8 protein-coding genes and 1 tRNA gene are annotated in these 12,537 nt (G+C 57.8%); 3 read left to right on the forward strand and 6 right to left on the reverse strand.

The annotated features are described in order from the left end of the window. Positions 1 to 20: 20 nt before the first annotated feature. The 4 genes from AC6IY8_RS04720 to AC6IY8_RS04735 all read right to left on the reverse strand — a co-directional run bounded on the left by AC6IY8_RS04720 (position 21) and on the right by AC6IY8_RS04735 (position 5,025). A complete protein-coding gene (locus AC6IY8_RS04720; protein WP_497777552.1) occupies positions 21 to 1,664 on the reverse strand; it encodes a sensor histidine kinase in 1,644 nt (547 codons plus the stop codon). Between the two features lie 51 nt (positions 1,665 to 1,715). Continuing rightward, positions 1,716 to 2,900: an NrfD/PsrC family molybdoenzyme membrane anchor subunit gene (gene nrfD, locus AC6IY8_RS04725; RefSeq protein ID WP_497777553.1), complete on the reverse strand. Its 1,185-nt coding sequence runs from the start codon at positions 2,898 to 2,900 to the stop codon at positions 1,716 to 1,718. Then, the gene (locus tag AC6IY8_RS04730) at positions 2,897 to 3,664 is read right to left on the reverse strand and encodes a 4Fe-4S dicluster domain-containing protein (RefSeq protein ID WP_497777554.1); all 768 of its coding nucleotides are present in this window, start codon (positions 3,662 to 3,664) and stop codon (positions 2,897 to 2,899) included. The genes nrfD and AC6IY8_RS04730 overlap by 4 nt, the downstream gene beginning before the upstream one ends. 644 nt (positions 3,665 to 4,308) lie before the next feature. Further along, a complete protein-coding gene (locus AC6IY8_RS04735) occupies positions 4,309 to 5,025 on the reverse strand; it encodes a Crp/Fnr family transcriptional regulator (RefSeq protein WP_497777555.1) in 717 nt (238 codons plus the stop codon). Positions 5,026 to 5,586: 561 nt separating this feature from the next. Here AC6IY8_RS04735 and acs (AC6IY8_RS04740) point away from each other — a divergent pair. Continuing rightward, positions 5,587 to 7,485 carry an acetate--CoA ligase gene (gene acs / locus AC6IY8_RS04740; RefSeq protein WP_497777556.1) on the forward strand — a complete coding sequence of 633 codons (1,899 nt, stop codon included), beginning with the start codon at positions 5,587 to 5,589 and terminating at the stop codon, positions 7,483 to 7,485. Between the two features lie 83 nt (positions 7,486 to 7,568). Further along, positions 7,569 to 9,536: an acetate--CoA ligase gene (gene acs, locus AC6IY8_RS04745; protein ID WP_497777557.1), complete on the forward strand. Its 1,968-nt coding sequence runs from the start codon at positions 7,569 to 7,571 to the stop codon at positions 9,534 to 9,536. 74 nt (positions 9,537 to 9,610) lie between these two features. On the opposite strand, the gene AC6IY8_RS04750 is transcribed toward acs (AC6IY8_RS04745), so the two are convergent. Beyond that, a tRNA-Ala gene (locus tag AC6IY8_RS04750) sits at positions 9,611 to 9,686 on the reverse strand. An 83-nt stretch (positions 9,687 to 9,769) separates the two neighbouring features. Continuing rightward, positions 9,770 to 11,320 (reverse strand): L-aspartate oxidase, encoded by a 1,551-nt coding sequence (gene nadB / locus AC6IY8_RS04755; RefSeq protein WP_497777558.1) that lies wholly within the window; start codon positions 11,318 to 11,320, stop codon positions 9,770 to 9,772. Between the two features lie 101 nt (positions 11,321 to 11,421). Here nadB and aroB point away from each other — a divergent pair, with 101 nt between their 5' ends. Next, positions 11,422 to 12,519 (forward strand): 3-dehydroquinate synthase, encoded by a 1,098-nt coding sequence (gene aroB / locus AC6IY8_RS04760; protein WP_497777559.1) that lies wholly within the window; start codon positions 11,422 to 11,424, stop codon positions 12,517 to 12,519. Positions 12,520 to 12,537 lie beyond the last annotated feature (18 nt).

Below are 12,537 nucleotides of genomic sequence, written 5' to 3' on the forward strand. Positions count from 1 at the left end.
CCCGCGCTGGCGCGCCGTGTTTACGCGCCCGTTGAAGCCAGTGCTCGCGCCTGGTTTGACTCGCCCGCGCGTACCGGCAATATGATTCGGAAAGTGGTTCCCACGCCTAGTTCGGATGTGACCTCGATGTGTCCTCCATGGCGCTCCACGATCCCCTTGGACACTGCCAACCCGAGTCCAACGCCCTTTCCCACTTCTTTCGTTGTCGTGAAGGGGTCGAATATCTGCGGCAGTATTTCCGGCGGAATACCCACGCCGTCGTCTCTAACCTGTAATTCCAAATACTCTGCACCGGGCAATGCGCGCGTCGAGATCCACAAATTGCCTCCGTGCGGCATTGCATCGATGGCATTGATCACCATTGCGAGCGCCACCTGCTCAAGTTGTGCGGCATCGCATTGCAGCGGTGGCAGTTTGCGGTCCAAATCGACCTGCAGCGCCACCCCGCTCATTTCCGCCTTATGCTCAGCTAAGCGGACTGTGCGTGCAATCACCATGTTCAGATCCGACAGGCTCAGGTTCATCGGAGCCGTGCGCGAGAACGACAGTAAATTCTGTAACAACTCACCGCAGCGTTTGCTCTCAGCGGCAATCAGGTCAAGCGATTCGATGGCTTCTTTCTTCTGCCCATCGCTTGTCAGACCTCGCTCGAGCCACTTCTTCAGCAGCTTGGCGTATGTAAGAATTCCAGCCAGCGGATTGTTGATCTCATGCGCCACAACCGCCGACATCTTGCCGATGGCGATCATGCGTTCCACTTGCAGCATCTGTTGCTGCGTTCTCTGTAGCTCGCCGGTTTTCTGTTCGACCCTGTGTTCCAGCGTGTGTGCCCAGCTTGTGATTTCGCGCCGCGCTTCCTGCAACTGTTGGCTCATGGTATTGAAGGCGATTGCCAGCGCACCGAGCTCATCCGCCGACTCCACCTTGATCTGATACCCGAGTTCGCCTTGTCTCAGGTGTTCAGTCCCTTCACGCAGCCGCTTCAGTGGAGAGTGCAGCACTACGCGAATTGCCAGCCACACCAACAGTGCGACGAAGGCACTGCCTGCGAGTAGCACGATTACGACCCACATCGTGCTTTGCGCCAGGCTGGCGTCTTCCTGCTTTAACGAGAGTCCCGTGTCGAGAATGCCAAGGATGTGTTGCGACTCTGGATGGGCGTGGCAAGCCGCATTGGAGCATTCCGGCGTGTTTACAATCGGCGTGATTACGCCTAGCACACGATGCTTACCCTCTTTGTCCTGCGTTTCATAGATTCTGAATCGCGAGCGAAGCATTGGATTGCCCGCGCCCTGGTGACACGCGAGGCACTCCGCGCTATTGATCTTAAGAGTCAACCCGGCATCGCGCGGATCGCTCGAAAACGCAACCTGCCCGTTCCGGTTGATGATGCGAATGCCTTCGATCTCGCGATGGTCGCCAATGGCCCGCATGGCATCGCTCAGACTCTGGCGATCGTTAGCCATCATCGACCGCGATGTACTATCCCGTACAAAATCGCTGACTGCGATCGCCTGCTGCAGCGAGACCTCTTCCAGATCGTGGCTGTGCAGCCGGATGTTCAAATATCCCAGCAATGCTGAACCGCACGCCAGGCAGGCCAGCAACAGAACCAGAAGTTTTGTGCTGACGTGCTTCACCTGCGATTTAAGCTGCTGGAACATACTTCCTCCGCGTGAATAGCGGGAGTCCATACTGGCGCTCCCGCTTTATCGTTAGTCGGCCAATGCGGGCTCAGGCTCCGCTTCAGTCGATCCTGCCAGTTCCTTCTTGTCTTTCTTCAAGGGGACTGTGTGATGCTGGTCCTCGAAGATAGGCAGATACTTCACTGCCATCGCGAAGATGAAGAATCCGAGAGCGCAGATCATGACCGTGATCATTGCTTCGGTCCACTTCGGGAAGTAGTGAACTCCTGCCGACCGTTCAAGTCCCGTGATTCCCACGTTCATGCGGTTGGTTACAAATCCCAGCAGGGAAATAACCGACGCTACATACAGGCCCGTGCCGCTCAGTCTCACCTTCCGGAACGAAAGGAGGATCAATGGAATTACCAGTGCCATCAGCAACTCGGCCCACAGGAAGTAAGCTTCATAGCTGGGCTGGAAGATAGCGCGTAGTTGATCGCGGTGCAGGTAATCCTCAAAGCGCAGCAGTGCATAAACCCAAAGCGCGATGTACAGAATTGCACCCAGTTCCTGCAGAACCGGGAGTTCCAGTGAGCGGCCAAATGCACGCGAACTCAGCGAGGATTCAAAGATCGTCATCGCCAGTCCCACACACACGGCCGAAATGAAGAAGAAGAACGGGAGCGCCGGAGAATACCAGAACGGATGCAGTTTTTCTGGCATGATCAGGAACAGCGAGCCCAGCGAGGACTGGTGAAGTGTCGAGAGCAGGATGCCCAGAATTACGAGCGGAACCATGATGCTCTTAACGATCTTCAGCGGCTTTGTCAGGTTGAAGCGTTCCAGCACTGCGGCTGAAAATTCGAACGCCAGCACCGTCGTGTAGAACATCACGCAGCAGCCGACTTCAAACATCACCGAGTGCACGTTCATGTACAGCAATTGGTGCCAGATGAACCACGGGCGGCCAAGATCGACCAGCAGGCCGACGATGAACAGCACATAGCCGAGGAACGCGGTCAGCACCGCCGGACGAGCAATGCAGTGCAGGCGTTCGACATTTAGCACATATACCGTGCCCGTGACGACAAAAGCGCCTGCCGCCAGCATTACGCCGCAGAGGCAGTCAAACCCAATCCAAATGCCCCATGGGAACGTGTCGTTCAAGTGCGAGACTGCGCCGATGCCCTGGAAATAGCGGACACCCATCGAGTACAGGCCAAGCACCATAATCACGCAGAAAACAACCTTCCAGAAGGTCCATTTAATCTTCATTTCGTACCTCCGTGCTGGTTGTCACCTTCAGCCAGCGCGACTGCTTCGCGGCGATGCGTGATCCAATACACACCACCTAATACCAGCGCCCATAGCGGCACAAAGTCAGGGATTTTCGAAAGAATGCGGAATGTGTAATCCGGCATCGGCGTGTCGCCTAGCTTTTCTGGAGTTGGGAGACCGTACGATTCCACAGCGACAGAGGAGAGGATCAGGACTGAGGTTCCGCCCACTTCATTCAGGCCGTAAATATGAGGAACGTAGTTGTCGGGGTTTTGGCGGAGCCGATCCTTCGCCTCGGCAATCAGTGCGTCGCGATCGCCAAACTTCGTCGCGCCCGTGGGGCAAGCTTCGGCACAAGCTGTCGAACGTCCTTGCGCCACCCTCTCCGGACACATAATGCACTTGCGCACGCGCGGGTTCAGCTTGCCCCATTCATACTTGGGCTGGCCAAACGCGCAGGCCACCATGCAATAGCGGCAGCCAATGCATTTGTAAACGTCATAGACGACCGGGCCGTCCTTCGTTTTGTGAAGGGCACCCACGGGACACGCAGAAGCGCACGCCGGCTCCTCGCAATGCATGCACAGCCGACGCATGTATTTGTCATTGTTTGCGAGAACTACCGTGAATTTGTGGTCCGATTGAACGGATTCCGCTGCGACCTTGTCGTCGTAGGGGAGTTCGTTCTGCTGGGCACATGCGCTCTCGCACTGCTTGCAGCCGATGCATTGAGTAGCATCGTAGAGAATAGCCTTGCTCATAAGATCTCCGCACCGCTAACGGCTGGCATATGCATGTCAGTCGGATTCGTGACACTTGGCGTGGGATCTAGGCGGGATTGAACTACAGGCAGAGTCGTCGGTGATCACGATTTTTCGTTGATCACCTCACGCAGGCCAGCGGTTCGCGCCGCTGTGGTCGAGCGTGCAGTGGCTCCGGCTTCAAAGCGCCTGAATTCCACATCACACCTACGTACCGCCGGAATCTCCGACGTTACGCTCTTCCAATTGCCTGACATTCAGTGAACAGAATCATCATTCCGTTCGAAATCAAACTGCCTGCCGAAGCCTGAGGCTACGGACATGCACCGCGGTCCAATGGAACATCGGCCGCAATTCGTGCATCGTTTCGCCAGTCGAAAACTCTATGGCAACTCGATGCCGCAACAATGTACCTCTTGCTTGCGCATCTCGGTGACCCCCATCACACCGCCGCGTGTTCTACATCGCTCCTTGCAGCGGCAGATGTTGTATCGCGCAACAGTTCGACGCTTAGGATCGTCACAGTGTTGAAGAAATCAGCAGGTGGGGTGCAAGACGGTGCTAAGAAATTCAACTGCTCGAGTGAGTTCCAAAAAGGGAAAAACTCGCCGATTGGCGAGTTTTTCTTTCGACATCCCTGAAGTTTACGCTCCGACCAGCCGTTCCAAGGCCGGTTTATTTCGGATCATCAACGTCGAGCCTTTTAGAACTGCGATCTGTTTCTTTCGAAAATCGGCGAGAGTTCGAGTCACGGTCTCGCGCGATGTGCCGATGATCTGCGCGATCTCTTCATGGGTCAGAGCGACCTTGATGCGCATGCCGGCTTCATCAGCTCCTTCGCCATGCGACCACTCGAGCAACAGGCGAGCCAGTCTCTCTGGCGCGGAGTGTGACAGTCCGAGGGAACGAATCTGCTGGTAAGCTGACTGACAGTCACGGCTCAGGTGCTGTGCTGCCTTCAGGCAGGCGTCTCCATGCTGCTGCAGGAAGCGCAAAAAATCTTCGCGCTTAATGAAGTTCAACTGGCAAGGCTGCCCGGTTTCCGCCGTGATCTCGTAGGGAGTATTTGATACCGTGGCATGCAGACCCAGGACTTCTCCCGGTTGCACGATCTTTAGGATGAGTGTCTTTCCGTCGCTCGAGGTGGTTGAGAGTTTCACGCGCCCCTTGCACAGCATGTATATACCGCGCGGCGCTTGTCCTTCGACAAATAGAACCGCCCCTGCAGGATAGGCGGCGGTAAACTTGATTTTCTCAAAGGCTTCAAGGGACGCCTTAGGGAGACCGCAGAAGAAGCTGTCGCTTCGCAACTTGCAGATTACGCAGTTCTCAACGAGTTCCAGGCCGTATGGTGATCCCAATTCACCCTCCCTACAATGACGCGTTTATAGACACTCCCGCGGAAGCAACCTTTCGCCGGAAGTGACTCACGTCACTTTCTGCTTGTGACAATGATTACAGACTCTAGCTCTGGATGCCAGAGGAATCTAGCTAAATATTTAGGGAAGCTCAGTGCTAAAACATACCAAGCGGAAATTCAGGCTTCCGCAATGCCCCTGCCTAAGGTTTTTCCCTTGCACTACCTGCAAGCCCTGGAATATAGTTTCGCGCCAAGGTGAGAGCAGCTCGTTTAGACAAGCTCTCGTTTACACATTCGCCCTCTGCTTGCGGTGGGGTATCAGGGGCCGAATACTTCAGATGCTCTGCATTCGGGGAGTTTCATCTTCAATCACCAGCGGGCGCAGCCAGTTTGGCAGAAGGCTGTTGTACGATTCCTCTCTGCCCATGGGGATTTGATATCATTCCCGGCGCGCTGATCGGCGCAGCGGTTAGGCCCCGATCGCGGTTCCGGTTCCCCGGGGTGGGGTGACGTCCGGCATTCTCCGTTTCAACCTGCGTTGTGATTGCAAAGGAGTGTTCTCATGGGCAGTCCCGTCAACACGGACTTAGTTTCTCCGGCATTTTCCTACGACGCGCCTGAAGTCGTGAAGCGCGAAGCCATCGTCAAGGATTATCTCTCCGAGTACAAGCGCTCCATCGACGACCCCGAAGCCTTTTGGGCGCAGGAAGCCGAGAGCTACACCTGGCTTAAGAAGTGGGACAAGGTTCGCGAGTGGGATGGCATCCACCATAAGTGGTTTGTCGGTGGCAAAACCAACATCACCCTCAACGCGCTCGACCGCCACGCCAAGAGCGACCGTTTCAACCGCGTTGCCTACATCTGGCTGGGTGAAGACGGATCTGAACGCGTCGTCACCTACGGCCAGCTCTACCGCATGGTTTGCCGCTTTTCCAACGGCCTCCGCTCGCTCGGAGTAGGGAAGGGCGATCGCGTAGTCATCTACATGCCGCTCACGATTGAAGGCGTAGTTTCCATGCTCGCCTGTGCCAGAGTAGGAGCCATTCACTCCGTCGTCTATGCCGGACTGGGTCATACTGCGCTGCGCGACCGCATTACAGACGCGCAGGCCAAGATCGTCATCGCTGGCGAATCCGGTGTTCGCCGCGGCAAGACTGTCCCTCTCAAGCCCATCGTGGATGAAGCCATTGACGGCCTCGATACTGTGCAGCATGTCATCGTTGTTCCACGCGGCAGTGAGAAGTACGAGGCCGCTAGCCCTCGCGAAGTGAACTACTACGACCTGCTCAAGTTCTCTGCCGAGAGTCCCGCTGAGGAGATGGACGCCGAAGACCCGCTGTTCATTCTTTACACCAGCGGCACCACGGGGCGACCCAAAGGCGTTGTTCACGTGCATGGCGGCTACATGGTCGGCATCACCTACCATCTGCGCACGTTCTTTGATGTCAGTCCGCGCGATCTTTTCTGGTGTACTTCCGACATTGGCTGGGTCGTCGGCCACAGCTACATTGTTTATGGTCCGCTTTGTGCCGGGGCTACCACGGTCTTCCGCGAAGGAGCGATTGACTGGCCAAATCCAGGCGTGGCGTGGGAGATTGTCGAGCGCTACGGCGTGACCAAGATGTTCACTGCTCCCACGGCCATTCGCATGTTCATGCGCTACGGCGAGCAACTCCCCTCGGCTCACGATCTCAGCTCGCTTCGCGTCATCGCCTGTGCCGGAGAGCCGCTCAATCCCGAAGCCTGGCATTGGGCTCAGACCTATCTCGCCGGAGACGGCAAGTGGGGCTACGTCGTCGACAACTGGTGGCAGACAGAGCTTGGCGGCCCCACGCTAGGCACTCCGGTCACCATGCCTTACCGCACAGGCAAGGCCGGCATCCCGCTCGCCGGAGTGGTCGCTGATGTAGTTGACGGCGAAGGTAAGTCGGTTCCCGACAACGAGCGTGGCCGTCTTGTTCTCAAGGGCCCCTTCCCCCACATGATGCGCACTGCCTGGGGCGATAACCCGCGCTATGAGCGCGACTGGAAGCAGATCGAGGGCTGCTACGTCACAGGCGACGTAGCGATGAAGGACGAGCAGGGCTACATCGCCGTGCTCGGACGTGCCGACGACGTGCTCAACGTTGCCGGCCATCGCATCGGCACCGCCGAGGTGGAATCAGCTCTCGTTTCGCATCCTGCCGTAGGTGAGGCCGCGGCCATTGGTTTGCCCGACCCCATGCGTGGTGAATGCATCAAGGTCTTTGTGCTGTTGCGTTCCGGGCAGGAGGCCAGCGACACGCTTTCCGCCGCTTTGATCGAACATGTTCGACGCGAGCTAGGACCGATTGCCACGCCTTCCGCTCTCGAGTTCGTGACGCAATTGCCCAAGACTCGTTCCGGCAAAATCATGCGTCGTTATCTCAAGGCCAAGGAGACAGGTCAGGAGATTGGAGACATCTCAACGCTCGAGCAGTAATTCGCTCACGTGCATCAGCATTCTTTGGAAAACTTTCAGCGGGGCGCAAGCCCCGCCCTATATCACGGAGGAAGCAGCCCCGCATGGCGAACCCTATTTCAGCAGATAGCGTCAACATCGACTCCATCCTGCAGGAAAACCGCGTCTTTCCTCCTCCCGAGGAATTCAGCGCCAAGGCTCAGATCAAGAGCCTCGACGAGTACAAGCGCTTGTACGCCGAAGCCGCAGAAGACCCCGAAGGTTTCTGGGGCAAGATTGCGAAAGACCTTCACTGGTTCGAGCCTTGGAGCAAGGTTCTCGAGTGGGATGCGCCTTGGGCCAAGTGGTTCGTCGGAGGCAAGTTCAATCTCTCCTACAACTGCCTCGACCGCCACGTCGCCTCTGGGCGTCGCGACAAAACGGCGATTCTATGGGAAGGCGAACCCGGCGACACGCGCACTCTGACCTATGCGGAGTTGCTGGCCGAAGTCGAGCGCTTCGCCAGCGCCCTGAAGAATCTCGGCGTCAAGAGAGGTGATCGGGTCGCCATCTACATGGGTATGGTCCCTGAACTTCCTGTTGCCATGCTCGCCTGCGCGCGTATCGGTGCCGTGCACTCGGTTATCTTCGGAGGCTTCTCCTCCAACGCCATCGTCGATCGCGTCAATGACCAGAAATCCTGCATGCTCATCACGCAGGATGCCTCCTGGCGCCGCGGCTCCCAGTTCCCGCTGAAAGACACGGTGGACGAAGCCCTCGCAAGCTGTCCTACGGTGAAGAGCGTTATCGTCTATAAGCGCACCGGAGCCAAGGTCAATATGCAGGAAGGGCGCGATCATTGGTGGCACGATATCGTCGCCAAAGCATCAGATAGTTGCCCCGCCGAGCCGCTCGACAGCGAGGACCCGCTCTACATCCTTTACACATCCGGCTCCACCGGAAAGCCCAAGGGCATCGTGCACACCACCGCCGGATATGCCGTAGGCACCTACATCACTACCAAGTGGATCTTCGACCTGAAGGACGATGACATTTACTGGTGCACAGCCGATATCGGCTGGGTCACCGGACACAGCTACATCGTTTATGGCCCGCTGCAAAACGGCGCGACCACGATGATGTACGAAGGTGCGCCAAATCATCCCGATCTCGACCGCTTCTGGGCGCTGATCGAGAAGTACAAGGTGAGCGTCTTCTACACCGCGCCTACTGCCATCCGCACCTTCATCAAGTGGGGCGACGAATACCCCAAGCGCCACGATCTCAGCAGCCTTCGCCTGCTCGGTTCCGTCGGTGAACCGATCAACCCCGAAGCTTGGATGTGGTATCGCGACGTCATCGGCAAGGATCGGTGTCCGATTGTCGATACCTGGTGGCAGACCGAAACCGGCGCCATCATGATTTCGCCTTTGCCCGGTGCCATCGCCACCAAGCCTGGGTCTGCAACGCGCCCCTTCCCCGGCATCATCGCCGAGGTCGTGGATCGCAGTGGCGAGAAGGTTCCACTCGGTTCCGGCGGATACCTCGTCATCAAGCAACCCTGGCCCGCCATGGCCCGCACCATCTTTGGCGACCCCGACCGCTATGTGAAGCAGTACTGGTCCGACATTCCAGGTGTCTATTTCACCGGAGACGGCGCGCGCATCGATAAGGACGGCTACATCTGGGTCATGGGACGCGTCGATGACGTGCTTAACGTCAGCGGACACCGCCTTTCCACCATGGAAATCGAGTCCGCCCTCGTTGCCCACGACAAGGTCGCCGAAGCCGCCGTCGTCGGCCGCCCCGACGACATCAAAGGCCAGGCCGTAGCTGCCTTTGTCACCCTCGAAGGTGGAGTCAATCCCAGCGCCGCGCTGAAGGAAGAGCTTCGTGCCTGGGTGGCGAAGGAAATTGGCGCAATGGCCAAGCCTGACGACATCCGCTTCACCGAACAGCTGCCCAAAACCCGTTCCGGCAAGATCATGCGCCGCCTCTTGCGTGAACTGGCTACCAGCGGCGAAGTGAAGGGTGATATCACCACCCTTGAGGATCTTGCGGTCATCACCAAACTCAAGGGCACCGAAGAGTAGATTGCATTGTCCGTAAAGAAAATGAGCCCACTCCGTAAGGAGTGGGCTTAATAAGTGCGGTAGGAGACCTATTTTGGTGGAGCTAGTCGGGATCGAACCGACGACCTCATCGTTGCGAACGATGCGCTCTCCCAGCTGAGCTATAGCCCCACAGAAAGGGTGTCTTGCATTCCCTTACTTCGAAATAATATCAGCAGACTTGCAGATTGGCCAAGCGAGGTTCTCCACAGCCCTCAATCGAATTGCACCGCCCCATGCAACAGCACTGAGTGTTTGCAAAACTCCGCATCATCCCTTCCCGGACAGTCACTCCGATAATGCCCACCCCGGCTCTCTCTTCGCGCCAGCGCCGAGCGCGCGATTGCCAATCCGCTCTGCGCAATGTTGCGCGCCTCCGCCCTCTGTCGGGTGGTTGCTGCCGGCATCTCGTGCAGAATCTCCTGCAAACGTTCCACCGCCGTCGAGAGCCGCTCTGCGTCGCGCACGATTCCCACATGGCTCTCCATCAGCTGCTGCACCTCTCGCTGTAGAGCCGCCTCATCACCATCGCCGTGGCATTTGCACTTCGACGCCGACCTCGCATCCGAAATCTTCGCCGCATTCTCCGCGAGCATTGCCCTCGCTGCTCGCGCCCCATACACGAGCCCCTCCAGCAGGGAATTGCTCGCCAGCCGATTTCCTCCATGGACTCCTGTGCACGCCGCCTCACCTGCCGCATAGAGTCCCGGCAGTGATGCTCGCCCGTTCACATCCGTGCGCACTCCGCCCATTGCATAGTGGGCCGCGGGGCGAATCGGTATCAGGTCCTTTGTGATATCCAGGCCATACTTCAGGCACGTCTGGTAAATGCGCGGGAACCGCAACTTCAGCCGCTCTCCGTCCAGATGCGTTACATCGAGATACACCGCCGCATTCGTGCCAGTCGCATGCAGCTCGTTATGGATTGCCCTCGCGACCACATCCCTTGGCGCCAGCTCCGCCAGTTCGTGATATCCCGGCATGAACCGGTCCCGAGCCGCATTGCGCAGGTACGCGCCCTCCCCGCGCAGAGCCTCCGACAGCAGGAACCTCGGAGCACCCTCTATGTACAGTGCTGTCGGATGGAACTGCACAAACTCCATATCGCTCAGCTCTGCTCCTGCTCGCATCGCCATCGCTGGGCCGTCCGCCGTCGCTACCGTGGGGTTCGTCGTATTGGCAAACACCATTCCCGCGCCACCCGTAGCCAGCAGCACTGCCCGAGTCGTGATCTGCTCTGTAGTTCCATCCTCGTGAACGATCTCAACGCCCACGACGCGCCCATCCCGCACCAGCAGGTCTCGCGTGAATCCGAAATCGCGCAGATGCACGTTCTTCAGCGTTTTCGCCTTTTCGTAGAGCGTCCGTCCAATCTCTCTTCCTGTGGAGTCGCCGTCCGCATGCAGCACGCGATTGCGTGAGTGTGCTCCTTCGCGTGTGAATGCCAGCTTGCCATTGGCGTCGCGATCAAATCGTGCACCCCACTCCAGCAGTTCCCGCACGCGCTCTGGCCCTTCCGTCACCAGGATCCGAGCTGCCTGCTCGTTCACCAGGCCTGCACCGGCTCGCAACGTATCCTGCAGATGGATTTCCGGCGAGTCATCCGGCCCAAGTGCAACGGCGACTCCGCCCTGCGCGTATTGCGTGTTTGATTCCGTCAGCTCTTGCTTCGACAGGCAGAGCACCGTCCCGTGCTGGTCGAGTTCGATTGCGGCTCGTAGCCCGGCAACCCCGGCGCCCACAACAATAAAGTCATATGAGTTCATGGCAACCCCTGATGGTATCACCCGCAATCAGCGCAGCCGAAACTCCCTGCGCTCGCAATCCAGAGTTCTCCACCAAACAGTTGCTGCGGTAAGATAGAGACTTGATCCGCATAGAAATTCAAACTCGAAGCAAGTGCTACGACGTTGTCATCGAGCAGGGCTTGCTCCGCTCTGCGGCGGCCTACATTCGCGAAGTTGTCCCCACGGCTCGCCACTTCGTCGTGATCACCTCTGCCCCTATCCGCAAATACTGGGGCAAGCCGTTGTTGGAGTCGTTCGCCTCTGATGGAGCCAAGGTCGATGTGCTCGAAATGCAGGATGGTGAGCGCCGCAAGAATCTCGCAACCATCGAAAGCCTCTCCACTGGCTTAGTACGCCTCAAGGCGGATCGCAACACCGTCCTCATCGCGCTCGGCGGTGGTGTCGTCGGCGACGTCGTCGGATTCCTCGCCAGCATCTACATGCGCGGCATCCGCTTCATTCAAATTCCGACTACATTCCTCTCGCAGGTAGATTCCTCGGTCGGTGGCAAGACCGGCGTCAATCTCACGGCTGGCAAGAACCTCGTCGGAACCTTCAAACAGCCCGAACTCGTGCTCATCGATCCTCAGGTACTCAGCACTCTGCCTGATCGCGAATACCGCTCCGGCCTCTATGAATCTCTGAAAGCTGGAGTCATTCGCAACGTGCGCATTTTCGAGTTCATGGAACAGAACCGGGCGCAGATTCTTTCCAAGCAGCCCAATGCCCTTGAGTGGCTCATCTCCGAGTCCGTTCGCGTCAAGGCCGACGTTGTCGGACAGGACGAAGAAGAGCACGGCCTCCGCAAGATCCTCAACTACGGACACACCATAGGCCACGCGCTCGAAGCCGAAACTGCCTACAAGACTTTCCTGCACGGCGAAGCCGTCGCCTGGGGCATGGTAGCCTCGGCCATGATTGCCGTCGGCATGCAGAAAACTTCGCCGCTGGAAGCGCAACGCATCATCAGCCTCGTGCTCGCATACGCCGCTCTGCCACCTGTCGAGGTAAAGCCTAAGTCCATCTTCCGCCGCCTCGCCAGCGACAAGAAAACGCTCGACGGCCAGGTTCACTTCATACTCCCCGTGCATGTCGGGCAGGTGGATATCGTCACCGATGTTCCTGAAAAAGCCATCCTGCAGGTAGTCTCCGAGCTTCGTGATCTCTCCCGGGCGTAACCGCGCACATGTCAGAAC

The sequence above is a fragment of the Koromonas soli genome (assembly GCF_059726265.1).